The sequence below is a fragment of the Pseudomonas sp. MF08817 genome (assembly GCF_059862705.1).
Genome location: NZ_JCBCUY010000002.1, coordinates 242238 through 267640, shown reverse-complemented (window position 1 = coordinate 267640; position 25403 = coordinate 242238). Strand labels below are relative to the sequence as shown.

At 60.1% G+C, this 25403-nt stretch carries 25 protein-coding genes; 6 read left to right on the top strand and 19 right to left on the bottom strand.

Translation table 11 applies throughout. The features are described 5' to 3' along the window. The first annotated feature begins 199 nt into the window (after nt 1-199). From AC19YR_RS02635 to AC19YR_RS02625, 3 genes are all read left to right on the top strand, one after another. Nucleotides 200-1006: a TatD family hydrolase gene (locus AC19YR_RS02635; RefSeq protein WP_095107486.1), complete on the top strand. Its 807-nt coding sequence runs from the start codon at nt 200-202 to the stop codon at nt 1004-1006. Between the two features lie 112 nt (nt 1007-1118). Next, nucleotides 1119-2600 carry a methyl-accepting chemotaxis protein gene (locus tag AC19YR_RS02630; protein WP_095107485.1) on the top strand — a complete coding sequence of 494 codons (1482 nt, stop codon included), beginning with the start codon at nt 1119-1121 and terminating at the stop codon, nt 2598-2600. A gap of 165 nt (nt 2601-2765) precedes the next feature. Further along, complete coding sequence (locus AC19YR_RS02625) at nt 2766-3128, top strand: Mpo1-like protein (protein ID WP_095107484.1); 363 nt, start codon at nt 2766-2768, stop codon at nt 3126-3128. Nucleotides 3129-3135: 7 nt separating this feature from the next. Here AC19YR_RS02625 and AC19YR_RS02620 read toward each other — a convergent pair whose 3' ends face one another. From AC19YR_RS02620 to AC19YR_RS02610, 3 genes are all read right to left on the bottom strand, one after another. Beyond that, nucleotides 3136-3930 (bottom strand): acyl-CoA thioesterase, encoded by a 795-nt coding sequence (locus AC19YR_RS02620; protein ID WP_095107483.1) that lies wholly within the window; start codon nt 3928-3930, stop codon nt 3136-3138. A 97-nt stretch (nt 3931-4027) separates the two neighbouring features. Next, on the bottom strand, nt 4028-4795 hold the full coding sequence (locus AC19YR_RS02615) for a CHAD domain-containing protein (protein ID WP_500597015.1): 768 nt from the start codon (nt 4793-4795) through the stop codon (nt 4028-4030). A gap of 71 nt (nt 4796-4866) precedes the next feature. After that, entirely contained in the window at nt 4867-5145 is a 279-nt protein-coding gene (locus AC19YR_RS02610) for a hypothetical protein (protein ID WP_095107481.1), read from the bottom strand. Nucleotides 5146-5367: 222 nt separating this feature from the next. On the opposite strand from AC19YR_RS02610, the gene AC19YR_RS02605 reads away from it, so the two are divergent. Beyond that, entirely contained in the window at nt 5368-6408 is a 1041-nt protein-coding gene (locus AC19YR_RS02605) for a patatin-like phospholipase family protein (RefSeq protein ID WP_095107480.1), read from the top strand. Between the two features lie 27 nt (nt 6409-6435). On the opposite strand, the gene AC19YR_RS02600 is transcribed toward AC19YR_RS02605, so the two are convergent. The 6 genes from AC19YR_RS02600 to kdpF all read right to left on the bottom strand — a co-directional run bounded on the left by AC19YR_RS02600 (nt 6436) and on the right by kdpF (nt 14411). Further along, complete coding sequence (locus tag AC19YR_RS02600; protein ID WP_095107479.1) at nt 6436-7125, bottom strand: response regulator; 690 nt, start codon at nt 7123-7125, stop codon at nt 6436-6438. Nucleotides 7126-7172: 47 nt separating this feature from the next. Beyond that, on the bottom strand, nt 7173-9830 hold the full coding sequence (locus tag AC19YR_RS02595) for a DUF4118 domain-containing protein (RefSeq protein WP_500597014.1): 2658 nt from the start codon (nt 9828-9830) through the stop codon (nt 7173-7175). 113 nt (nt 9831-9943) lie between these two features. Continuing rightward, nucleotides 9944-10489 (bottom strand): potassium-transporting ATPase subunit KdpC, encoded by a 546-nt coding sequence (gene kdpC, locus AC19YR_RS02590; protein WP_095107477.1) that lies wholly within the window; start codon nt 10487-10489, stop codon nt 9944-9946. A 48-nt stretch (nt 10490-10537) separates the two neighbouring features. After that, entirely contained in the window at nt 10538-12592 is a 2055-nt protein-coding gene (gene kdpB, locus AC19YR_RS02585) for a potassium-transporting ATPase subunit KdpB (protein WP_095107476.1), read from the bottom strand. Between the two features lie 17 nt (nt 12593-12609). After that, nucleotides 12610-14313: a potassium-transporting ATPase subunit KdpA gene (gene kdpA, locus AC19YR_RS02580; RefSeq protein ID WP_500597013.1), complete on the bottom strand. Its 1704-nt coding sequence runs from the start codon at nt 14311-14313 to the stop codon at nt 12610-12612. Between the two features lie 8 nt (nt 14314-14321). Further along, complete coding sequence (gene kdpF, locus AC19YR_RS02575) at nt 14322-14411, bottom strand: K(+)-transporting ATPase subunit F (protein ID WP_095107474.1); 90 nt, start codon at nt 14409-14411, stop codon at nt 14322-14324. A 353-nt stretch (nt 14412-14764) separates the two neighbouring features. On the opposite strand from kdpF, the gene AC19YR_RS02570 reads away from it, so the two are divergent. Next, on the top strand, nt 14765-14932 hold the full coding sequence (locus AC19YR_RS02570) for a DUF2897 family protein (RefSeq protein ID WP_095107473.1): 168 nt from the start codon (nt 14765-14767) through the stop codon (nt 14930-14932). A gap of 227 nt (nt 14933-15159) precedes the next feature. Further along, the gene (locus tag AC19YR_RS02565; protein ID WP_500597012.1) at nt 15160-15783 is read left to right on the top strand and encodes a TetR/AcrR family transcriptional regulator; all 624 of its coding nucleotides are present in this window, start codon (nt 15160-15162) and stop codon (nt 15781-15783) included. Here AC19YR_RS02565 and AC19YR_RS02560 read toward each other — a convergent pair. The 10 genes from AC19YR_RS02560 to rpsA form a co-directional block, all read right to left on the bottom strand. Continuing rightward, nucleotides 15780-16109 carry a ComEA family DNA-binding protein gene (locus AC19YR_RS02560; RefSeq protein WP_095107471.1) on the bottom strand — a complete coding sequence of 110 codons (330 nt, stop codon included), beginning with the start codon at nt 16107-16109 and terminating at the stop codon, nt 15780-15782. The genes AC19YR_RS02565 and AC19YR_RS02560 overlap by 4 nt on opposite strands. A 112-nt stretch (nt 16110-16221) precedes the next feature. Further along, on the bottom strand, nt 16222-18216 hold the full coding sequence (locus tag AC19YR_RS02555) for a polysaccharide biosynthesis protein (RefSeq protein ID WP_095107470.1): 1995 nt from the start codon (nt 18214-18216) through the stop codon (nt 16222-16224). Nucleotides 18217-18431: 215 nt separating this feature from the next. Beyond that, entirely contained in the window at nt 18432-19442 is a 1011-nt protein-coding gene (locus AC19YR_RS02550) for an MraY family glycosyltransferase (protein WP_095107469.1), read from the bottom strand. After that, complete coding sequence (locus tag AC19YR_RS02545) at nt 19439-20401, bottom strand: UDP-glucose 4-epimerase family protein (protein ID WP_500597011.1); 963 nt, start codon at nt 20399-20401, stop codon at nt 19439-19441. The genes AC19YR_RS02550 and AC19YR_RS02545 overlap by 4 nt, the downstream gene beginning before the upstream one ends. Beyond that, nucleotides 20398-21324 carry a glycosyltransferase gene (locus AC19YR_RS02540; protein ID WP_500597010.1) on the bottom strand — a complete coding sequence of 309 codons (927 nt, stop codon included), beginning with the start codon at nt 21322-21324 and terminating at the stop codon, nt 20398-20400. The genes AC19YR_RS02545 and AC19YR_RS02540 overlap by 4 nt, the downstream gene beginning before the upstream one ends. A gap of 54 nt (nt 21325-21378) precedes the next feature. Next, nucleotides 21379-22269: a glucose-1-phosphate thymidylyltransferase RfbA gene (rfbA, locus tag AC19YR_RS02535; protein ID WP_095107725.1), complete on the bottom strand. Its 891-nt coding sequence runs from the start codon at nt 22267-22269 to the stop codon at nt 21379-21381. A 174-nt stretch (nt 22270-22443) separates the two neighbouring features. Then, entirely contained in the window at nt 22444-22680 is a 237-nt protein-coding gene (locus tag AC19YR_RS02530; RefSeq protein WP_095107466.1) for a lipopolysaccharide assembly protein LapA domain-containing protein, read from the bottom strand. 21 nt (nt 22681-22701) lie between these two features. Next, nucleotides 22702-22998, bottom strand: a complete 297-nt coding sequence (gene ihfB, locus AC19YR_RS02525; RefSeq protein WP_007899751.1) for an integration host factor subunit beta — start codon at nt 22996-22998, stop codon at nt 22702-22704. 162 nt (nt 22999-23160) lie between these two features. Beyond that, a complete protein-coding gene (locus tag AC19YR_RS02520; protein ID WP_095107724.1) occupies nt 23161-23442 on the bottom strand; it encodes a hypothetical protein in 282 nt (93 codons plus the stop codon). Between the two features lie 223 nt (nt 23443-23665). Further along, nucleotides 23666-25360, bottom strand: coding sequence for a 30S ribosomal protein S1 (gene rpsA, locus AC19YR_RS02515; protein WP_095107465.1), 1695 nt, complete (start codon nt 25358-25360; stop codon nt 23666-23668). Nucleotides 25361-25403: the final 43 nt, after the last annotated feature.

The following is a 25403-nucleotide window of genomic DNA, read 5'->3' as shown; positions in this document are numbered from 1 at the left end:
AGGCCGGGAGATCCCGGGCGATAAACACAAGGCCAGCCAAGCCAGAAAAGGACGCGAGACTGGCACATGGACAGCACTGCTGTCAGCCCAGGCATTCCCAAGGGCCTCAAATGACCGCGATAAGCCGTTGTAGTTCTTGGCTTTTCTTATAAAACCGGGGCTCTGATATGCTTTGCGGCCGCGAGGCAGAGGTAGCACCATGCAACTCATCGATATCGGCGTCAACCTGACCAACCCCAGTTTCGCCGACAAGCACCAGGCCGTACTGGAGCGCGCGCAAGCGGCCGGGGTCTGCCAAATGGTGCTCACCGGCACCAGCGTGGAGGGCAGCGAACAGGCCCTGGAGCTGTGCCAGCAACTGGACAGCAGCGGCCAACGGTTGTTCTCCACCGCCGGCATCCACCCCCACAGCGCCAGCGACTGGAACGCCGATAGCGCCCGGCGCCTAAGCGACTTGTGCAAGGCGCCCACGGTGCGCGCGGTGGGCGAATGCGGGTTGGACTTCAACCGCGACTTCTCGCCGCGCCCGCAACAGGAAAAAGTCCTGGAACAACACCTGGCCCTGGCCGTGGAGCTGCAATTGCCCGTGTTCCTTCATGAACGGGACGCCAACCAACGCTTGCTGGAGATCCTGCGGGACTTTCGCGACCAGTTGCCCGCCGCCGTGGTGCACTGCTTCACCGGCGAACAACGGGCACTGTTCAGCTACCTGGACCTGGACCTGCACATCGGCATCACCGGTTGGATCTGCGATGAACGCCGCGGCACCCACCTGCATCCCTTGGTGCGTGAAATCCCCCGTGGGCGCCTGATGCTCGAAAGCGACGCGCCCTACCTGCTGCCGCGTACCCTGCGACCCAAACCCAAGAACGGGCGCAACGAGCCGGCCTACCTGGGCGAAGTGCTGCGCGAAGTGGCGCGCCACCGCGACGAAGCCGAAGCCGACCTGGCCGCCCACACCACCGCCTGCGCCCGCGACTTTTTTGGGCTACCCTTCCTCGATTGAATCAGCCTGCGCCGCGACCTCATTTGACCCATATCAAGGTTCCTTTTCCTGGATAGCGGCACAATAATGGCACCTTGCCAAAAATGTTTCCGCTATCAGAGAAGACCTTCCTATGGGTGCCTGGCTTAGCAACATCTCGTTGAAGTACAAGTTCTGGGCCGTCAACGCGGTCGCTTTCGTCACCACCCTGCTGCTGGTGCTGTACGCCGTGCAACTGGAACAACAGTCGCGTACCCACGCCTCCCAAGAGTCGGCCCAGGCCCAAGCCACCCTGCTCAAGGCCTGGCCCGCCGGCCAACCGCTGCCCCAGGCCGAGCATTTACTGGCGTTTCGCGCCGGGCAAATCCCCAGCCTCAATGAGCAGGCTCTTCCAGAACTGGCCGATGCCAACGAGTGGGTGCTGATCGACGCGATGCCGTTCTTTGGTGAGAACCCGTTGATGGGCGCCAACGTGATAACCCGCGCCGACGGCCAGAAAGTCGCCGTGCTGGCCTTCGCCCCGAGCCTGATGCAGGTGTTCAGCGAGCGTTTTTCCAACTACGCGGTGGCCGTGTTCATCCTGATGTTCGCCATGCTCTGCGCCTCGCAACTGCTGATCCGCTTCCTGCTCAGCCAGCTCAACACCCTCAAGGACGTGATGCTGCACGTCGAGAAAACCGGCGACCTGTCCGCCCGCGTGCCCCTGGCCTGCACCGATGAAGTCGGGCAGATGGCCAGTGCGTTCAACGCCATGCAGGCCGGTTATCAGCGCGTGGTCAGCACCGTGGCCAACACCGCCCGGCAACTGGACGTGGGCGCCGCGCGCCTGGCCGCGAGCATGGACGAAGTGCGCCACGGCATGCTCGGCCAGCAAAGCGAAACCGACCAAGCGGCCACCGCCATCAACGAAATGACCGCCACGGTCTACCACATCGCCCAGCACGCCGGCGCCACTCGTGACCTCTCGAAAAGCGCCGATACCCTCGCTGGCAGTGGCCAGGAAGTGGTCAGCCGCGTGCAGAAATCCATCGCCGGCCTCTCCAGCGGCGTGCAGCAAACCGCCGAGATGATCCAGCGCCTGGCCGAAGACAGCCAGAAAATCAACGGTGTGGTCAGCGTGATCCACAGCATCGCCGAGCAAACCAACCTGCTGGCCCTCAACGCGGCCATCGAAGCGGCCCGCGCCGGGGAAATGGGCCGCGGCTTTGCCGTGGTGGCCGATGAAGTGCGCAACCTGGCCAAGCGGGTGCAGGCCTCCACCGATGAAATCACCCTCATGGTTTCGGCCCTGCAGGCCGGCACCCGCGACGCCGTAGACTTCATGCAAGAGAGCTCGTTCAAGGCCGATGACTGCGTACAGCAGGCCCAAGAGGCCGGCGCCTCGCTGATGGAGATCACCAGCGCCGTGGCCCAGATGCGCGAAAGCAACACCCAGATCGCCGTCGCCGCCGAACAGCAAAGCCAAGTGGCCGAAGAAATGAACCGCGCTGTGGTGAGCATCCGCGACGTGACCGAAAACACCGTGCAGCAAACCGTCGACTCGGCCACCACCAGCAACGAACTGGCCACCCTGGCCGGCGAACTGAACAAAGCCATCGGCCAACTCAAACTCTGAAGAACGGCCGTTGTAGCAAGCAGGCGAGCCCGCTTGCTACAACAACAGCCGCAGCAGGCCCGATGGAAATTGCCGATGATAGCCATAGGCAATCACGATTCGCGGATCAGCCAGGGCGCCCCTATTCTTTGTCCATATGTTTCATACGGACAGAGGATTATCACCATGGGCAAACGTCACCCCAATCTCCCCGCCTGGCAATGGCGCCAGTACCCAAACAACCACAGCAACCCGACCAACCTGGTGTTGCACCTGATTGCCGTGCCGCTGTTTATCGTGGCGTTTTTGTTGATCGTATCGGGCGTGTTCGCCCTGAGTGCGGCCAGTGTGGCCATTGGCGTGATCGGCCTGCTCGCGGCCCTGGGCCTGCAACGCCATGGCCATAGCCTGGAGCAGCAGGCCAGCGAACCGTTCAGCGACCGTGCCGACGCCGTGCAGCGCCTTTTGACCGAACAGTTCCTGACGTTTCCACGTTTTGTCCTCAGCGGTGCCTGGTGGCGCGCCTGGCGCCAGCGCCACCGCCGTTGAACCGTGCTTAGGCGAATACCGTGACCGTTTGGCGGCTCAGGGCGATCAAACGCCCGTCCTCGCTCCACAACGCCGCGGCGGTGTGGCCATAGCCATCGCGGGCGTGTTCGATTTCCACTTGGTACTTGCACCAGTCCAGCGTCGTCAGCGCCAGCAACGGCTGCACGAACTCGATGGTCCAGGTCAGGGTGCTGCCCGCCGCCGGTTTTTTCAGGTACGGCAATAGCGCCGGCGGCCAGGCGTCCACCAGGGCCAGGATATGGGCCTCGGTCAGCGCCGCTTCGGCCTCGTCACGCAAACGCACCCAGCCGCCCATGTGCCGCGATTTCACGCCGCTGAACGGATAGCCACCCACCGCCCAACGCAAGCCCAGGTGGCGCATGAATTCCGGGGTCACGCCCTTGATGTAGGGCAGTTCCTGGCAGGCTTCCCAATGTTTGAGGTCCGGCGCCGCTTCGGCGGCCACCTCGATTTCCGACGGCCGCGACGCGCCGAAGCTGCCCTGCACCAACGTGACGACCTGGCCGTTCTGCACTGCACGGCCCAGCACTTGACTGACGGCCTTGCCCTCGCGCAGCACCTCCACTTCAAAACGGATCGGCACATCCGGCTCGGCCGGGCCGACAAAGGTGATCGCCAACGAACGCACCGGGCGATCCGCCGGCACCTTGGCGCGCATGGCTTCGTATTGCAGCGCGGCCATCAGCCCGCCAAAACTGGCGCGGCCCTGGGCCCATTGCGCCGGGATCGAGACGTCCAGCGGCTGCTTGCGTACCGCTTCGAGTAAATCGCTAAAGCCCATGTGCACCTCAAGGCAAAGAAAAGACTTCGGGATGTTAACCAGCCGCCCAGTGCTGGCACAGTGCTTATTCCCGCCAAAAACACCGACAGATAAGCCGTCAGGCGCCGAAGCAGTCCTGTTGCAAACGCTCAAGCACGCGGTCTGCACGGCCTTGGGCGGTGGCCATGGTCTTGCGCCACACCGCCACGCACGGCAGCAGGTCCGATTCCTGCTCGGCGCGCAGCAGCCATTGCCAGCAATCGTGCCAGTCGCCCAGGGCGCCTTGCGCAGCCTTGAGCCGGGGCATGGCCTGGGCCGGCAAGCGGTTCAATTCGGGGTAGGCCTCGATGCCATAGCGCACGCGCTTAATCAGCAGGCGCAAGCGATGGCGATCGTGGTTGGGGTCGCGCAGGGCCTGCGCCAACTCTTTCCATTGTTTGGCCAGGCGCTTTTCGATGCGCAGGCGCAAACCGCCGAGCAAGCCCTGGCGCTGGGAGGCGCGCAAAAACCGCGGGAAGGCGTCGAGCATCAGCAGCAACTGAGCCAGTTCGGCACCGTCGGCCACGGCCGGATAGGTATCGGCCATTTGCAAGCTACGCTGGCGGGCCGCTTCCACATGGCCGTGGCGCAACAGGTAGGCCGCCAGCACCTCGCGGTCGCGCAGGGGCGTGGTCAGGTTGCCCACCTCGGCCGCCGCCGTTTCCAGTTGATCCACCCCCGGCAAGCCGCGCAGCGGGCGCAACAGGCTGCGCAGGCGCCGCACCGTGGTGCGCAAGCTGTGCAGGGCCTCGGCATCGGTGCTGGCGCTCAGCCGCGCCTGACACGCCCACAGACGAACTTCCAGGTCCATGACCCGGGCCACCAGACGATCAACCAACACAGACATGTACGGCTCCACGGGGGGTGCAGCTGCGAGCGATACGCTGTTAGCTGCAAGTTTTGACAGGATCGGCGCAATTAACGGCCAGCGCGGGATTCACGAATGTAGAAGCGTGCCTTCTCGGCCTTGCTGCTGCAACCTTCAAAGGCCTCGAACTGTTGTTGGGTCTTGGCGCCGGTCAGCAATGACAGGGCCTTGGAGTAACTCACCGTACCGGCAAAACCCTCGGCCTTGGCCAGGTCCAGTTCACGCCAGGCGGAATCGAGTTGCGTCGCGCAGCTGTCGCGGTACGCGGTTTTGCCGGCGCAACCGGCCAGCGCCAGCACCATCAAAGGCAGACAGATCCAGGCTTTCATCAAAGACACCTCAATAAGGGAAGAACAGACGTGCTCGGTAAGACGACCGGCGGCGCAAAAAGTGCCTTGCCGCGCAGATCAATATAGCTGGCGCCAGGCCATGCGTGCTCCGGCACCCGTTGTCGAAAAAACTACCGCTTTGCCGTTGCGACCCGCTACGGCGATTGAAGCCCGCCCCCCGATAGGTGCATTGTTGAGGCCTGTTTGACCAAAGGATGAACGATGAAAAAGCGTGTTGCATTGGTACTCGGCTCCGGCGGCGCCCGGGGCTATGCCCATATCGGGGTAATTGAAGAGATCGAACGCCGCGGCTATGACATCGCCTGCGTGGCCGGTTGCTCCATGGGCGCGGTGGTCGGCGGCATCTACGCTGCCGGCAAACTCGACGACTACCGCAACTGGATCGAAAGCCTGGATTACCTCGATGTGCTGCGCCTGGTGGACGTGAGTTTTCGCCTGGGGGCGATTCGCGGCGAGAAGGTGTTCGGGCAGATCCGCAAGATCGTCGGCGACATCAATATCGAAGAGCTGCGCATCCCCTACACGGCGGTGGCCACCGACCTGACCAACCAGCAGGAAATCTGGTTCCAGGAAGGCTGCCTGCACCAGGCCATGCGCGCCTCGGCGGCGATCCCCAGCCTGTTCACCCCGGTGATGCAGGGCAACCGCATGCTGGTGGACGGCGGCCTGCTTAACCCGCTGCCCATCGTGCCCGTGGTGTCGAGCCACTGCGACCTGATAATCGCGGTCAACCTCAACTCCACCAACCAGAAGCACTATCAACTGCCGGTGATCCAGCGCCCGCCAGCCTTCAAGAGCCGCTTCGACGGGCTGATGAGTTCCCTGGGCTCCCATATGCCCTTTCGCCGCAAACAGGCCGAGCAGTTGCTGTTGCTGGAACAAGAGACCCTGCGCCCGGACGCCGAAAAGGAACGCAACCCCTGGCTCGAAGGCGCCGAGCCCGAGGCCCAGCAACCGGCCGCCGCCCCCGAAGGCCCCGGCGCGCCAAAATCCGCGACGGGCTCGTTCATCATCGACAACGTCGGCCCGGCGTCTTTGCTGGACCTGATTAACCAAAGCTTCGAGGTGATGCAGACCTCACTGGCGCAGTACAAGATCGCCGGTTATCCACCCGATATCCTCATCAACGTGCCCAAACGCGTGTGCCGCTTCTTCGAGTTCTACAAAGCCCCGGAACTGATCGCCCTGGGCCGGGAAATCGCCCGCGATACCCTGGACCGTTATGAGAATGAACAAAGCTGACCGCCGCCGTCGTGGTAACAACGGTGGTTACGGCGCCAACAACCGATACCCCACCCCCGCCTCGGTCAGGATGAACCGCGGGTTGGTGGGGTCGTCGGCGAGTTTCTGCCGTAAGTGCCCCACCACGATGCGCAGGTAATGGCTGTCTTCGGTGTGGGTCGGGCCCCAAATGTCCTTGAGCAATTGCTGTTGGGTAATCACGCGCCCGGGGTGGCGCGCCAGTTGCGCCAGCACCGCGTATTCCTTGCGGGTCAGGGCCACTTGGGCGCCGTCCAGGACCACGCGGCGGTACGCCAGGTCGATGGTCAGCGGGCCGAAGGTCAGCGCCGCTTGCGGCGCTTCGCCGGTGGGGGCCTGGCGCAGCAGGGCGCGCACCCGAGCGAGGAATTCCTGAATGCCGAACGGCTTGGTCACGTAGTCGTTGGCGCCGCCGTCCAGGGCATCGACCTTCTGCCCCTCGCTGGCGCGCACCGACAGCACCAGCACCGGCATGCTGGACCATTGGCGCAACTCACGCAGCACCTGCTGGCCGTCCATGTCCGGCAGGCCCAGGTCGAGCACCAGTAAATCCGGCTGGTTTAGCGCCGCCTGGGCCAGGCCTTCAGTGCCGGTGCCCGCCTCCAACACTTTGTAGCCCTGGGAGGCGAGGCTGATACGTAGAAACTTGCGGATCTGCGGTTCGTCGTCGATGACCAAAATGGTCGCGGTCTGGCTCATGGCATCCATTCAAAGCAAAAAGTGGCAAAAGAGTAGCGCAGGCGGCTTCAGGCTTCACCGTCCAATGGCGGTTGGGTGGCCAGCGGCAGGTGCAGCGTGATGCAGGTTCCTCGGCCGTCGATGCCATCGCCGACGCTGATGCGCCCGCCGTGGGCGCCGACCATCCCTTGGCAGATCGCCAGCCCCAGGCCTGTGCCCTGCCCGCCCCGGTCACCCCGGGCGGCGGTGTAGAACATGTCGAAAATCTTCGCCCGGTCCTCTTCAGGGATACCCGGGCCTTCATCACAAACGGTGAAAAACAACTCCTCGTCGCCCGCCCCTGCGCTCAATTGCAAACGCCCGTGGGGCGGCGAAAACCGCGCCGCGTTCTCCAATACATTGACCAGCGCCTGTTCGATCAGCGCCGCGTGCACATACAGCAGCGGCAAGGTGCCCGGCACGTCGACGCTGACCTGCAACGGCGCCAGCACCGTGCGCAAACGGTTCAAGGCACTGCCGGCGATGTCGGCCGGCGACACCCAGTCGCGGGCCAGTTTCAGGGCGCCGTGGCCCAGGCGCGTCATGTCCAGCAGGTTCTGAATGTAGCGGTCCAGGCGCTCGGCTTCGTCGCGGGTGCCTTCGAGCAGTTCACGGCGATCTTCCAGCGGGATCGCCTCACCCAGCGCCAAGAGGCTATCGATGCTGCCGCGCATGGACGTCAGCGGTGTGCGCAGGTCATGGGACACCGACGCCAGCAGCGCGCTGCGCAGTTGTTCGGTTTCGCCGTGCAGGCGCGCTGCTTCCAGATCTTGCGCCAATTGGGCGCGGGCCAGGGCCTGGGCCAGCGGCTGGCTCAACGCGGTCAACAAACGCCGACGCTGGCCGCTCAGGGGCAAGCCATCGTGGGTCGAGACGCCCAGCAGGCCCAGCGGACCATCGTCCACCGACAGCGGCCACCACCACCAACGCCCGAACGGCAACGTGCCGGTGCCCAGGCCCGCCGCTTGGTCGTGTTGCCAGGCCCAATCGGCGGCGGCGCGTTCGGTCTCGTTCAGTTGCAACGGGCCACCGCTTTCCACTTGCCAGCCGTCGGCAGCCTGGCCCTGGCGGTTGACCAGGCACAGTTGCACATCGCGCCAGCCTTCCAAGTGCTGCGCCGCTGCGCTGATGACCGCCCGCCGGTCGGTGGCGGCGGTGAGTTTGCGCGACAGGTCGAGCAGTTCGCTGGTTTCCTCCTGGGTGTCGCGCAACGCCCGCAACTGCTGGCGCTGGCGGGCTGCGAGGTTACCGGTGAGCGCCGCCATCAGCAGGAAGAACAACAGGGTCAGCACGTCTTCTTCGCGCTGGATGCTCAGGGAGAAATTCGGCGGGATGAACAGAAAGTCATAGGTCAGGAACGACAGCGCCGCGCACACCAGCGCCGGGCCGAGGCTGCTGCGCACCGCCACCAGCAGCACCGCCGCGAGGAACACCAGGGAGATGTTGGGCAACGGCAGCACACTGGCCACGCCCCAGGCCAAGGCACTGGCCAGCAGCGTGGCCAGTACCGCCAGGGCATAGTCGAACCACACCAAGGTGTGGGCCGCCCGCGAGCGCGGCGGTGGCTGGTCGGTGTCGCTGTCCAGCACGTTGATTTCCAGGCCCCGGGCATCGCGCAGCAAGCGCGAGGCCAAGCCTCCACCGAGCAATCGGCGCCGCAAACGGGGCCGCGACTGGCCCACCAGCAACAAACTGGCACGGCGCTCGCCGGCGTGCTGGATCAGGGTCTTGGCCACTTCGCCGGCGCGCAGCAGCACCACTTCGCCGCCCAGGCGTTCGGCCAGTTGCTGGGCGCTTTGCAGGCGCAGGCGTGATTGCTCATCGGCCACCCGACCGTTGTCCACATGCACCAGGCTCCAGGGCAAATGCCGGCGCCGCGCCACGCGGCTAGCATGGCGCACCAGGCGTTCGGCCTGGCTGTCGCCGTCCACGCCCACCAGCAAGCGCCCGCGCACCGCGGGTGCGGCTTGGCCCAATTGGCGATAGCCCAGGGCCAGGTCGTCGTCCACCTGGGCGGCAGCGGTCTGCATCGCCAGCTCCCGCAGGGCGGTGAGGTTGGTCTGGGTAAAAAACGCGTCGATGGCGGCCCGCGCCTGCTCCGGCACGTAGACCTTACCGTCGCGCAGGCGCTCCAGCAGTTCGCGGGGTGGCAAGTCGATCAGCAGCAGCTCGAAGGCTTCTTGCAGCACCCAATCGGGGAGCGTCTCGCGCACCTGCACGCCGGTGATGCCGCGCACCTGGTCGTTGAGGCTTTCCAGGTGCTGGACGTTGACCGTGGTGTACACGTCGATGCCGGCGGCCAGCAGCTCCTGGATATCCTGCCAGCGCTTGGCATGGCGGCTGCCGGGGGCGTTGCTGTGGGCCAGTTCGTCCACCAACACCAGTTGCGGCTTGGCCTGGAGCAAGCCGTCGAGGTCCATTTCCTCCAGCACCACGCCGCGGTATTCCGAGCGCACCAAGGGTTGCTGGGGCAGGCCGGCGAGCAGGGCTTCGGTTTCGGCGCGGCCATGGGTTTCCACCACGCCCGCCAGCACCTTCACCCCTTGACGCAACTGGGTGTGGGCGGCCTGAAGCATGGCGTAGGTTTTGCCCACGCCGGGAGCAGCGCCCAGAAAGACCTTGAGGCGGCCGCGACCGTCCCGTGGCAGGTCGGCTAACAGGGCGTCGGCGCGGGTGGCGTTGCTCATCAAAAGGGTCCCTTGTTTGCGGGTGGTTATATGGGGTTTTCGCAACCGTCGTCGCGGGCCGGCGCTCTCATCCTAAAGAGGGAGCGGCCGGCCCGCGATGCTGCCCTACGGCTCTACAACTTTTCCAGAGCCCGGTTCAGCGCCAGCACGTTGACCACCGGCGGCCCCACCAGGGGTTGTTCGATGTGCTCGTCCAGCAACTGCGCCAGGGTCGCCACGGGCAGGTTGCGGGCGGCGGCGACTCGCGCCAGTTGATAGCCAATTGCCTCGGGTGGCAAGTGTGGATCAAGGCCGCTGCCGGAGGTGGTCAACAGCGCCAGCGGCACCGGGCCTTGGCCGGGCACTTGCTGTTTGTTGGCGTCGTCGATGACGCGGGTGGCCAGGGCCGGGTTGCTCGGTGCCAGGTTGCTGGCCCCGCTCGCCACCGTGGCGAAGGCCCCCGCCGAGGGCCGCGGGTGGAACCACGCATTGCCGGTGAAATCCTGGGCGATCAGCGCAGATCCGCGCACCTTGCCCGCCTCATCACGCACCAGGCTGCCATTGGCCTGTTCGGGGAACGCCACTTGGGCCACGCCTGTGACCACCAAGGGATAGGCCACGCCGGTAATCAGGGTCATCAAAATAATCAGGCTCAGGGCCGGACGCACTACAGTCGACATGTCAATTTCCTCGTTTCCAGAGAACAGATTCAGCACTGTGACCAGCACTCACACCAGGTGCAGTGCCGTCAGCAGCAGGTCGATCAACTTGATCCCCACGAACGGCGCCACCAAACCACCCACGCCATAAATCAGCAGGTTGCGCCGCAACAGGTGCACCGCACTGGCCGCTTGTACCCGCACCCCGCGCAGCGCCAGGGGGATCAGCACCACGATAATCAGGGCGTTGAACACAATCGCCGAGAGGATCGCGCTCTGCGGGCTGCTCAGTTGCATCACATTGAGCACGCCCAGCTGTGGATAAATCGCCGCGAACAGCGCCGGCAGGATGGCGAAGTACTTGGCCACGTCGTTGGCGATGGAGAACGTGGTCAGGGCGCCACGGGTCACCAGCAGCTCCTTGCCGATTTGCACCACGTCCAGCAGCTTGGTTGGGTCGCTGTCCAGGTCGACCATGTTGGCCGCCTCGCGGGCTGCCTGGGTGCCGTCGTTCATGGCCATGCCCACGTCAGCCTGGGCCAGGGCCGGGGCATCGTTGGCGCCGTCGCCGCACATGGCGACCAAACGGCCATCGTTTTGCTCATGGCGAATGCGCGCCAGTTTTTTCTCCGGCGTGGCCTCGGCCAGCACGTCGTCCACGCCCGCCTCGGCGGCGATGGCGGCGGCGGTCAGCGGGTTGTCGCCGGTGACCATCACGGTGCGAATACCCAACTTGCGCAACTGCGCAAAACGCTCGCGGATGCCGGGTTTGACCACGTCCTTGAGGTGAATGGCGCCCAACAACTGGCCGTCGAGGCACACCAGCAACGGCGTGCCGCCGCTTTGGGCGATCTTGTCGATTTCCCGCGACAGCGCCGGCAGCACGTCGCTGCGCTGTTGGCCGATGAAGGCCAACACCGAATCCACCGCGCCCTTGCGGTACACGTGGCCCTGGTAGTCCACGCCCGACAGGCGCGTTTCGGCGCTGAACGGCACGGCGGTCAAGGTGTGCAACGGCGGCTCCACTTGCGGGTGCAAGCCGCGCAGAAAATCAACCACGGACTTGCCCTCGGCCGTCTCGTCGGCCAGGGAGGCCATCAACGCGCCTTCGGCCAAGGCCTTGGCGCTGACACCCGGGGCGGCGTAGATCGCGGTGCAGCGGCGGTTGCCGAAGGTGATGGTGCCGGTCTTGTCGAGCATCAGCACGTGCACGTCGCCCGCCGCTTCCACCGCCCGGCCGGACTTGGCGATCACGTTCAGGCGCACCAGGCGATCCATGCCGGCGATGCCGATGGCCGAGAGCAGGCCGCCGATGGTGGTGGGGATCAGGGTCACCAGCAGCGCCACCAAAAACACCAGGGGCACATTGCCCTCGGCGAAGCGGGCGAACGGTTGCAGCGTGACCACGACCACCAGGAAGATCAGGGTCAGGCCGATCAGCAGGATGTCCAGCGCCACTTCGTTGGGGGTTTTCTGCCGCTTGGCGCCTTCGACCAGGGCGATCATGCGGTCCAGGGTGGACTCGCCGGGGTTGGCGGTGATGCGCACCAGCAGCCAATCGGACACCAATCGCGTGTTGCCGGTGACGGCCGAGCGGTCGCCGCCGGATTCACGGATCACCGGTGCCGACTCGCCGGTAATGGCCGCTTCGTTGACGGCGGCGATGCCTTCGATCACTTCGCCATCACCGGGGATCATCTCCCCGGCCTCGACGCGCACCACATCGCCCTTGCGCAAACGGGTGGCAGGCAGCACTTCAAAACTGCCGTCGGCCTTCTTGCGCCGTGCGCTCATGCCTTCGCTGCCGGCCTTGAGGCTATCGGCGCGGGCCTTGCCGCGCCCCTCGGCCAGGGCCTCGGCAAAATTGGCAAAGAGCACGGTGAACCACAGCCACAGGGCGATTTGCGCGGCGACGCCAGTGGGCACCGCCGGGTCGGGGATAAAGCACAGCACGGTGGTGAAGACGGCTGTCAGTTCCACCACCAGCATCACCGGCGAGCGTTTGAGCTGACGCGGGTCGAGCTTGACAAAGGCTTGGCGCAACGCCGGGCGCCACAGGGCGGCGAAGGCGGTTTTTGCTTGCGGCGCCACGTGGGCGACGGCTTTGGGTGCAGGCATGTTCATGTTCAATTCCCTCGCTCTCAATGGGCAAACGCGGCCAGGCCCAGCTGTTCAGCCACCGGCCCCAGTGCCAGGCTCGGCAGGAAGGTCAGGCCGCCGACCAGCAAAATGGTCACGGTCAACAGGGCGACAAAGAGCGGGCCGTGGGTGGGGAAGCTGTCTTGGCCGATGGGCGCCGGCTTCTTCATCGCCAGGCTGCCCGCCAGGGCCAGCACCGGCAGGATGTAGCCGAAGCGGCCGATCAACATGCCCAGGCCCAGCATCAGGTTGTGGAACGGGGTGTTGACCCCAAGCCCTGCGAACGCCGAGCCGTTGTTGGCGCTGGCCGAGGTGTAGGCGTAGAGCAACTGGCTGAAGCCGTGGGGCCCAGGGTTGCTCACCGCCGCGGCCGGCCCCGGCAGGCTGGTGGCGAGGGCGCCGAGCACCAGCACGCCGACGGGCATCACCAGCAGGGTCGCCACCAGCAACTTCACTTCCCGCGCTTGCAGCTTTTTGCCCAGGTATTCCGGGGTGCGGCCAATCATCAGGCCGGCGAGGAACACCGCGATCAGCACGTTGAGCAACATGCCGTAGAGCCCCGCACCGACGCCGCCGAAGATCACTTCGCCGACCATCATGTTCACCAGCGCGACCATGCCACTGAGCGGGTTGAGGCTGTCGTGCATGGCGTTGACCGAACCGTTGGACGCGGCGGTGGTGGTCACCGACCAGAGCACGGTGGCGGTGGTGCCGAAGCGGCTTTCCTTGCCTTCGAGCGGCGCGGTCTGCTCCACCGCCGCGCTGGCCAGGGTCGGGTTGGGCTGGTACTCGGCCCACAGCGACGTCGCGCCGCCAATCAGGAACAGGGCCAGCATGCAGGCGATGATCGCGCGGCTCTGGCGCAGGTCCTTGACGTAGTGGCCGAAGGTGAACACCAACGCCACGGGGATCAAGATGATCGACGCCACCTCGAACAGGTTGCTCCACGCGGTCGGGTTCTCGAACGGGTGAGCCGAATTGACACCGAAGAAACCACCGCCGTTGGTGCCCAACTGTTTGATGGCAATTTGGCTAGCGGCCGGGCCGAGGGGGATCACTTGGTCCGCCCCTTGCACCGTCAGCGCGTGGACGTACTGGGCAAAGGTCTGCGGCACACCCTGCCACACCAGAAACAGCGCCAGCAGCAGGCACAGCGGCAACAGGCCATAGAGGGTGGCGCGGGTCATATCAACCCAGAAGTTGCCCAGGGTTTGCGCCGACTTGCGGCCAATCCCACGGCATAGCGCCACCAGCACAGCCAGGCCGGTGGCGGCGCTGACGAAGTTCTGCACTGTCAGGCCCGCCATCTGGCTGAAGTAACTCAGGGTTGCCTCGCCGCTATAAGACTGCCAGTTGGTGTTGGTCATGAAGCTGACGGCAGTGTTGAACGCCTGTGTCCACTCCTGCCCCGGCAACTGCTGCGGGTTGAGCGGCAAATAGTTCTGCCACAACAGAATTGCGAACAGCAAAAGGAACCCGGCCAGGTTGAAGGCGAGCAAGGCCAGGGTGTACTTCTGCCAACTCTGTTCGGCCTGGGGGTCGACCCCGGCCACGCGATAGCAGCCGCGCTCCAGCGGCCCGAGCACCGGCGACAGCCAGGTGCGTTGCCCTTCCATCACCTTGTAGTAGAAGCGCCCCAGAAAGGGGGCCGGCACCAGCACCAGGGCAAAGAAGGCCAGGATCAGCCAATAGTCATAACTGTGCATAGCCGCTCCTAGTGCCGGTCTGCGCGCAACAGCGCAACCAGTAGATAAATGAACAGCCCCACTGCCAGCAGCAGTGACCCTGCGTCCAGAACATTCATGGAGTTTCTCCGGGGTATGGCGGTGGTCGCCTGTTGCGCAATTGTCCGCGCCGCGCCTGTAAAGGAACGAGATCGAGGGCTGTGGCTGCACATAAAGAACGCGTAAAGAAGCCGCTTAAGGCGTGTCAGCGAGGGGGCTCATCTTTAATGCGACGCGCACATGGCTAAGTTGTCGCACTTGGCGATACTCACCGCCGTGTGGTTCAGCATCCTGGTCGGGCGCCAGAGAAACAGTCGCGGCCAAGGGCCGGTATCGGGCATAGAATGGAACCACTGCCAATTTCCATCGCTCAAAGTGTTAGGCAGGCTGCGCGGCGACCCTCGCCCCACAGGCTGCCCTCAAGGAGAACCCTATGCCCTGGTATGCCTGGATGATTCTGATCGTTGCCATCGGCTCGATCGTGGGTGGCCTGATGATGTTGCGCGACACCGCGAACAAGGTCGAACTGACCGACGAGCAACGCAAACGCGTGGCTGAGCGCAATGCCGAGATGGACGCCAAAGACGCTCAAGACCGCTAATTCAACGCCCTAATCAATAAAACCCTTCATTGCAAAGTGAAGGGTTTTTAACTTTGCGCCGCCACCCATTAGTTCTTATACAAAACCTGTACAACTAATAGTACGGAAAAGCCTGACAGTTAAACCTCAATCCGTGTTGTAGATCTGCGTGCTTTATTGGAGTAGAAGTACAGTCACCATCCAATTAACCTTGGTTAAGATGGCCCACCGCTGTGGAGACTTCTTAAATGCGTTATTCGCAAGACCATAAAGCCCAAACCCATCAACGCATTATTGAAGAAGCTTCGGCACGCTTTCGTCGCGACGGTATCGGCGCAACAGGCCTGCAACCTTTAATGAAAGCACTGGGGCTGACCCATGGCGGCTTTTATTCCCATTTCAAATCCAAAGACGAACTGGTGGAAAAAGCCCTGCAAGTCGCCAGCGACCAACTGGACGCCCACTGCGCCACCTTGTTTGCCCAGGACGAGCCGCTGGAGGCCTTTGTCGACAGTTACCTCTCCCAATGGCATGCCACCTCCCCCCATCAAGGCTGCCCACTGCCAACGATGTGCTCCGAACTCGGCCAACGCGGCCAGCCCAGCGCTACCACAGACGCAGTGCTCAACGCCAGGTTGCGGCAGGTCGAACACAGCCTGGGCAGCCCTGACGCCCGCGAACAAAGCATCATCATCATGTCGGCCCTGGTGGGGGCGCTACTGTTGTCACGCAGCGTCCAGAACCCGCAACTGGGTCAACAAATTCTCGACACCGTGCGTGAACACCTGAAACAGAACACTTCGCGACCTAACCGCGGCCCACAAAAAAGGCCGATCAATGATCGGCCTCGCCCATACAACCCACTCACTTAGTTGACGACTAACTTGTCCCGGTTCTTTTCCAGGATAGCTTTGCCAATTCCCTTGACTTCCAGTAGCTCATCTACCGAAGCAAAGGCGCCATTGCTTTCACGGTAAGCCACGATGGCCCGGGCCTTAGCCTCCCCGACCCCGGCAAGCTCGCGTTGCAGAGTCGGCACATCGGCGGCGTTAAGGTCGATTCTAGAGGACTGTTCGCTGGGAGCGACTTGTACGGCAACGGGTGCGGATGTCTCTGTTTTGACAGGTGCAGCATTCACGGCGAGGGATGCGCTGGCCAGCAAGGCAAAGGCCAGGGAAGAGAGATGAGCTATACGCATAAGTAAAACTCCATGACTTTGATAGGGGAAAGCAGCTTTTCCCAAGCTGCTTTCCAAACCTAGACGAGGCCCGGAGCATGTCAAAAATGGCAGCGTTACAGCGTATGTGAAGTCACGGGTCGAGGCGGCGTTGCTGGTACACCCAATCAACGATCTCACCATCGGGCGTATAGCCACTGACGGTATCGCGCAGCAATTGGCGAACACGCGAATAATCGTCCTTTTCCACTGCCGCCAACAGTTCGTTGAGCTTGCCCTTGAGCGTGTCCCAGGGCAGGTGTTCTTCATTGGCGCTCATAATCATCGGGTGCTGGGTCGCCGCGACGTTATCGCCAATCAGTAACTCCTCGTAAAGCTTCTCCCCGGGACGCAGGCCGGTAAATTCGATGGAAATCTCGCCATGGAGATTTTTTTCTGACCGCACACTCAGGCCAGAAAGGTGAATCATCTTCTCGGCCAACTCGACGATCTTCACCGGCTCGCCCATGTCGAGCACGAAGACATCGCCGCCCTGCCCCATGGAACCGGCCTGAATCACCAGTTGCGCCGCCTCAGGGATCGTCATGAAGTAGCGGGTAATCTTCGGATGGGTGACCGTCAACGGCCCACCCGACTTGATCTGCTTGTGGAAGAGCGGGATCACCGAACCGGAAGAGCCCAGTACATTGCCAAAGCGGACCATGGTGAAGCGGGTTTTGTTGACCCGCGAGACATTGGCCCGGTCACCGAACAATACCGGTGCCAGCTCTCGGCTCAGCGCCTGCAAGGTGAGCTCCGCCAGGCGTTTGGTGCTGCCCATCACATTGGTCGGGCGTACCGCTTTATCCGTGGAAATCAGCACAAAGTTGGCAACCCCGGCCTGCAACGCCGCCTGCGCGGTGTTGAGGGTGCCTATTACATTGTTCAACACGCCTTCGGCGATGTTGTGCTCGACCATCGGCACATGCTTGTAGGCTGCCGCGTGATAGACGGTCTCTACATTCCAGGTCTTCATCACATCCAGCAATTTATCGGGATGGCGGATGGAACCGAGGATCGGCAGCAAGCGCACCGGCACGGACTCGCGGGCGATACGCTGTTCGAGTTCAGACAGAATGCTGTAGAGGTTGAACTCGCTGTGATCGAACAGAATCAGGGTGGTTGGGCCGATGGAAAAGATCTGCCGGCACAACTCTGAGCCAATCGAACCGCCCGCCCCGGTGACCATCACGGTCTTGCCCTTGATGCAGCGGGCCAGTAACTCGCACTGGGCCGGGACCGCATCACGTCCCAACAGGTCGGCGATATCGACTTCCTGGATGTCGTCAACCTTGACCAGGCCACTGGCCAGGTCCGTGAAATTGGGCACGCTTCGCACATGCAGCGGAAAGCCTTCCAGGAGGTTCAGAATCTCCCTACGCCGCGCGCGAGTGGAGGACGGCAGGGCCAGGAGGATTTCCTGCGCCCCGGTTACGTCGATCATCTGCTGGATGTGCTTGGGCTTATACACTTGCAAACCGGAAATGGAGCGATCGGCTATACCCGCGTCATCGTCGATGAACGCTACGGGGCGCATCACCCGCCCCATCCGCAGCGCCGCGACCAACTGATTGCCAGCCACCCCGGCTCCGTAGATCGCTACCTTGGTCAAGCCATCATCACGGTTGGTAAAAGGCACGTGCTGAGCGGCCGTGAACCAGTCACCCATAAAGTATTGGCGCATGCACAGCCGCAGCCCGCCGATGATGACCAGGCTCAACCACCAGTAGTTGAAAATGATCGAGCGCGGCACGACGGCCTGATGGTTGCTGTACCAATAGACCACCACCGCGAGGATCAACGACGACAGGCTGACAGCCTTGACGATGGCAATCAGCGCATCATTGCCGAAATAACGCATGACCGCGCGGTACATGCCAAAACGGATAAATAGGGGAATAGCCACCACCGGCGCAGAGGCGAAAAGCCAGAAATGAGCCCGGACGGGGTTGTACATGTCATCGACACCCAGGCGCACGATGAACGCCAGCCAGAGCGCGACCCAGACCAGCACAACATCGGTGGCCAGCTGCAGCAGCCTTTTTTGCCGGCGCGGCAGGCCCAGTAAAGATGCTTTCAATTTGTCCATAAATACTCGACCTGACGGTCTCGCCCCCATCAATCAATCTGAATCGTCGCTGTTCGCCTGCATCAGACCGCTTCATCCCAAACTTGGTTGCAGACGCCAAGCGCCGGCAACGACACTCTCACAAAACCCTAGCCGTGAATATCCAATAACTTGGATCTTACATCGCAACTAGAACAGGCTTTGTGAATAGATTCTTTGACCTGGACCCAAAACTTTTACTCCAAAGTCCCGGCTTTAAAAAACCAAGCCGAAAACACCAGAGGCGCGTATGCGAGCGACAACCCTGCAACGGGCTCCAGCATTCCCATCACCACAAACAGCGCAATGGGCAGTAGCCACAACACATTAATTGCAACTACAGCTAACGTTACCGCCCTGTGACTCTGAAACCTGCGAGCGGCAAATTGGTAGGCATGGCTGCGATGTGCCTGGAAAACCTTGTCACCGCGCAGCAAACGCCGCAGCAATGTCCAGGTGGCATCGACAACAAATACGCCTAACAAGATCACCCAACCCCAGAACAACTCGGGCCCGACCCATGCGGCTTGAAGCGCCAGAGCCCCAAGAATCAACCCCAGAAATCCACTGCCCGCATCTCCCATGAAGATACGGGCTGGGGGGAAGTTCCAGCACAGAAATCCAAGCACCGCACACGCCAGCATCAACGCAAGCCAGATCAGTGAAACCTGGCCACCCACCCAGTAAAGCAGACAAGCGCCCAGGCACACGCAAAGGGCCTCGACACTGGCCAAACCATCGATGCCATCCATGAAGTTGTATAGGTTGAGCATCCACACCAAATAAACCAGCGCCAGCCCGTTGCCCAGCCAACCCAGATCGACCAGCAAGCCAAAAACAGACAGAGGAGCGAGTCCGCCGATCCAGAAAAGCACCCAGGCCGCCGCGACAAAATGCCCCAAGAGCCGCCACTTTGCGGCAATGTGCCCATGGTCATCGGCAAACCCGATGCCGGCCACCAACAGCCCCGCCCCCAAAAAACCCTTGAGTTCAGCACCCCCAAGCCCATCAAGGCTGGCCAGCACAAGCATCGCAGTTGAAAAGGCCACAACAATCGCCATTCCACCACCACGAGGCGTGGGAATCGTGTGGGAACTGCGCTCATTAGGCACATCCAACAAGCTTTGGGTGAGCGCGTAATGACGTAGAGCCAGCGTCAGTAACCAGGAAACGGCAAACACCACGGGTAGTAACCACCAGAAAATCATTGAGCCTTGTTATCCAAATAATGACGGGCAGTTTTTTCCAAGGCGCGCCCCACACTGACCGGCGGCAGCCATCCCAAGATCGCACAGGTTTTGGCCATATCAACCTGCAATGATCCGCACAGACGTTGAACCATGGCCCTTTTTCCCAGCATTGCGGCGGCCGAATTCAACAGTACGCAGGGGATGGGGATGAGGTACGCACGCTTGCCGAGCGCCTCGGCCATGCGCTGAAGCAATTGAGTCGTGGAGAGGTCTTCACCATCACTGACCAGAAAGGTATTACCACGAGCCGCGGGATGCTCAATACACGTCACGATGAGATCCACGAGGTTCTCGAGCGCAACAAAACTACGCCGGTTGTGAATAGCCCCCAGAGGCAAGGGAATACCTTTATGCAACCAGTTCATCATGCTCAGGAAATTGGCCTTGACCCCAGGCCCGAAGACCAGCGGCGGCCGGATGATGACTATCTCCATACCGGTTTCACGCCCAAGCGCCGTCAAGGCACTTTCAGCTTCCCACTTCGACACGCCGTAGGGATCAGTAGGCTGAGGACTGTCCTCAGCACAAAAAGGGCTCCCTTGCACGGTCTCTTCACCATTGACCTTGATAGAACTGATAAAAACAAACCGCGTCACCCCAGCCTCGGCGGCCTTTTTCGCGAGCCGGACAGTGCCTTCGACATTGGTTTTACGGAACGCTGAAAGAGGATCAGCGCAGGTGTCATGCATAACGTGCACACGAGCTGCAGCGTGGACGACGACTTTAATGTTTTCGAGAGAAGGGAGTTCACTTTCACTATCAAGGTCAAAGCGAATGCTGGGACAAAGACCACTTAACCTGGAACTACGCCGTACTGCGGCCACAGGAACGAACAGGCGATCCCTCAACAAACGAAAAACCAGCGCTTCGCCAACCCAGCCCGATGCTCCAGTAATTAAAACCTGCGCTCCATTCATTTAGTCTTACTTCCAATCAAGGCACTGGTGAGGCAGATAAAAAAGAAAAACAGCTTATCTCGAAAACGTCGTCTGCACTGCCAGGAATGAAGGGACAACCGAAGCAAGTGAATTCGTTCTAGTGGCAACCAAGTGCTGACAAAATGATCGTCCCCTCTACCAACCAAGCAAGTAATCATCCGCACCTGTTTAAACCACCATCCTTCATGAATAGTCTTGTAGCGGACCATGAGTGAAAAAAGGCTGGTATTGGCGCCCACCTGATTGTTTTCATGCTGCCTATATTGCATAGAGGGCACAGGGTCAATAAACCATTTAAAGTTCTGACTGCGAGCGAATGCGTAAAAGTACCAGTCATGCAGGCTAACACCCTGAAACGCCTTCCAGCGGGAGACTATCGAGTCCTTCAAGGGGTCAGCTAAGCGCCGGCTCAGCACATAGGTGCAGCCAGGGCCGGCGGCTTCAAACAAGAAGTCCCACGCAACTTGCGGCTGGGCCTTGTCGAGCAAGTGGGTCCTACCATCCTGCCAAAACGCAGTCACATTGCTTGAGTACGCATCATAGTCAGTGCTGCTCAGGGTCTGGACAGCCCGCCAAAGTTTATCCGGGTGCCAGATATCATCCTGATCGGCGAGCGCCACAAAATCGTAATCAGCAAACTCCACATCACGAATAAGACGAAAAAAATTTGGAGCGGCTCCACCAAAGCGACCCGCCTCTGCCAATACCACCACATTGGGGTGCGTATCGCTGAGCGTTGAACACCATATTTCAGTTCCATCGGTGGAAGGGTCGACGCTTATATAGAGAGTCACATCAACTGCCGACTGTTCAAGGATTGATTTCACCTGTTCATCAATCCACTGCATCCCGTTATAAGCGGCTAGTAGCACGGCTACTTTATAGGGTTGGTCCAAGGGCATTAAACATTCGCCTACGTTCATTGAACGTTGTCACACGCTGAGTTCTAGATCATATCAATGACAGGATAAATCCACGATTCTTTGCAGATACCGACCGTAACCGGTTTTCTTCAATCGCTGCGCCTGGATAGCCAACTGCTCGGTAGTAATCCATCCGTTGGCGTAGGCAATTTCCTCAAGGCACGCGACCTTGAGTCCTTGTCGATGCTCTATGGTGTGAACAAAATGGCTGGCTTCAAGAAGGGACTCATGGGTACCGCTATCAAGCCAGGCAAAACCTCGACCCAGCATTTCAACATTCAAAGAACCCTGCTGGAGATAAGCCAGGCTGACATCCGTGATTTCAAGCTCGCCGCGGGCAGAAGGTTTAATGCTTTTGGCGATATCAACAACCTGGTTATCGTAAAAATACAAGCCTGTAACGGCATAGTTTGACTTTGGCTTGAGCGGCTTTTCCTCAATACTCAGCGCCTGTCCATCGCCATCGAACTCTACGACGCCGAACCGCTCCGGATCTGACACGTGATACCCAAAGACCGTTGCACCGTGGGTTCGAGCATTAGCGACGCGCAAATTATCAGAAAAGTGCTGTCCGTAGAAAATATTGTCTCCAAGAATCAAGCAACATGGATCTTTGCCAATAAACTCTTCGCCAATAATAAATGCTTGGGCCAACCCCTCCGGGCGCGCCTGCTCGGCATAAGTAAGGTGGATACCGTACAAACTGCCATCACCGAGGAGCTTGCGAAAGCTAGGCAAATCCTCAGGCGTGGAGATAATGAGAATTTCTCTCATGCCTGCAAGCATCAATACCGATAGTGGATAAAAAATCATCGGTTTGTCATAGATAGGCAACATCTGCTTGGAGACGCCCAAGGTCAATGGGTGTAAACGCGTGCCTGAGCCGCCCGCGAGAATAATGCCTTTGCGACCTGAAGTAATCATGAGCGAAGCTTCCGTCAGCATTCCGGTACAACTTTCCTACAACCAGAAAATATAAAAATTAGTCATACCGAAGACTGCTGGTACAGACAATAAATACGCACCTACAATTCTACCTAACAGCCCTGCAGGTGGCGCTTTCACGATTAGCCGGCCAAAACTCAGGATGAAAAAAAATCAAACCATACGTTTATGAAGCCTGGACTGGCGCCCAAGGAATAGCCTTAAGAGAGGGCCAGCCAACATACCAATAAGCAACGCAATCACCACCACCACCGATACAGGTAGTTGCGGGGCTGCCCACCCCAGAAACAGCAGGGAAACAGGCTGTTGATTTTCAAGCATAAAGGTGAGAATTACCAGAACCAACAATAGCCCTGTGACAGCCAGCATACTACGGCTCAGATTACGCATGAGTTGCTCCTTGGCTTCTAATCAAAGCCCTTCTTCCTCTTCTTCATTCACTCGATCGCGCAACTCTTTACCCGGTTTGAAATGGGGCACGAACTTTCCGTCGAGACTGACCGATTGACCAGTTTTTGGGTTACGGCCAACCCGTGGCGCGCGGTAATGCAGGGAGAAGCTACCAAAACCCCGGATCTCGATTCGATCACCGGTGGCCAGGCACTGGGACATTTGCTCAAGCATGGTCTTGATGGCCAACTCTACATCCTTAGATGAGAGCAGCCCTTGATGGGTGACAATTCGTTCGATCAACTCCGACTTCGTCATATTTTTCCCTTCTTTTTCAAGCAGCTAGATCAGCGCTCCAAAGGTTTTAGCATGCGGGAGAGATTTTGAACAGCCTACATATTGACTTATCTTTACGCCCTAGCAGACAAGGCTGACAAACAGCTTCGCGCCATCTTTCACCCTTCATAAGCGTGAAAAACCTCACCGACAGATAACCAGCATGCTGCGCGATAAATACCCAGCCGGGTTCCAGCCAAAGAGGTAATCACCAGGCTCCTCATTCACGTCGCTCGATTTAGTAATCACTTTGTAGCCAGCGGTACCACACTCTCTTGCGGCGCGCTTGTAGCACCTCTCCCAGCTCGATCCTAGCCCGGAGCAGTTAATTTCCACACCACTGACTCCGCGCACCACATGGGTTTTAGCCCCAGTTGTACAGCCCAGCAGAATCAAACTCGTAATAACGATACAAAAGCCCTTCATTTCGCGCCCTCGGCCAGAAACCCAACAAAACAGCATGCGCTTCGCTCAAAGCTTAGACCCGATTGAAATATAGGCGCACACAAGGAAATAGATACTGGGAGCAGCAGTTGGTTTCTTGCGATCAGCCACATGAAGTCGTGAGCATCCGAGGGAAAAGAACCATCAAATCGCAGGCACAAAAAAGGGCGACCGAAGCCGCCCTTTTTCTATGGTCCGACAGAACTTAGTTCTGTTTTTCCATCTGTGCACGCAACAGGTCACCCAGAGTGGTAGGACCAGCAGCAATGTCAGAGGTAGCTGGCTTGTCGCGCAGGCTCTGGATTGCTTCTTTCTCTTCAGCATCGTCTTTCGACTTGATGGAGAGCTGGATTACGCGGCTCTTACGGTCAACGCTGATGATCTTGGCTTCTACTTCTTCGCCTTCTTTCAGCACGTTACGCGCGTCTTCAACACGGTCACGGCTGATTTCGGAAGCTTTCAGAGTCGCTTCGATATCGTCGGCCAAAGTGATGATGGCGCCTTTAGCGTCAACTTCTTTCACAATGCCTTTAACGATTGCGCCTTTGTCGTTCTCTTGAACGTACTCGGAGAACGGATCGCTTTCCAGTTGCTTGATACCCAGCGAGATGCGCTCACGCTCCGGGTCAACCGACAGGATAACGGTGTCCAGTTCGTCGCCCTTCTTGAAACGACGCACGGCTTCTTCGCCCACTTCGTTCCAGGAAATGTCGGACAGATGAACCAGGCCGTCGATGCCGCCGTCCAGACCAATGAAGATACCGAAATCGGTGATCGACTTGATGGTGCCGGAGATTTTATCGCCCTTGTTGAACTGGCCAGAGAAATCTTCCCATGGGTTAGATTTGCACTGCTTGATGCCCAGAGAGATACGACGACGCTCTTCGTCGATGTCCAGAACCATAACTTCCACTTCGTCGCCAACTTGTACGACTTTCGAAGGGTGGATGTTCTTGTTGGTCCAGTCCATTTCCGAAACGTGAACCAGGCCTTCAACGCCTTCTTCCAGCTCAGCGAAGCAGCCGTAGTCGGTCAGGTTGGTTACACGTGCGGTAACGCGAGTGCTTTCTGGGTAACGGGCTTTGATAGCAACCCATGGATCTTCGCCCAGTTGCTTGAGGCCCAGAGAAACACGGTTGCGTTCGCGATCGTATTTCAGAACCTTGACATCGATCTCGTCGCCAACGTTGACGATTTCGGAAGGATGCTTGATACGCTTCCAAGCCATGTCGGTAATGTGCAGCAGGCCATCGACGCCACCCAGATCGACGAATGCGCCGTAATCGGTGAGGTTTTTGACGATACCTTTGACTTGCTGGCCTTCTTGCAGGGATTCCAGCAGAGCTTCACGCTCGGCGGAGTTCTCTGCTTCCAGGACGCTACGACGGGAAACGACAACGTTGTTGCGCTTCTGATCCAGCTTGATGACCTTGAATTCCAGCTCTTTGCCTTCCAGGTGCGTGGTGTCGCGCACTGGACGAACGTCGACCAAAGAACCTGGCAGGAACGCACGGATGCCGTTAACGTCGACAGTGAAGCCGCCTTTAACCTTACCGTTGATAACGCCCTTGACCACTTCTTCGGCTGCGAAGGCTGCTTCCAGAACAATCCAGCATTCAGCGCGCTTGGCTTTTTCACGGGAGAGCTTGGTTTCACCGAAGCCGTCTTCAACCGAGTCCAGAGCAACGTGAACTTCGTCACCGACATTGATAGTCAGGTCGCCAGCGTCATTGTAAAACTGCTCAAGCGGGATGAGTGCTTCAGACTTCAGACCAGCGTGAACGGTTACCCAGCGAGCTTGGTAATCGATATCAACGATAACACCGGTGATGATGGAGCCTGCCTGAAGGTTCAGGGTTTTTAGGCTTTCTTCAAAGAGTTCCGCAAAGCTTTCGCTCATTTTAATTCCTGTTGATAAGGGCGAAGAATACGCCCATCTGCCA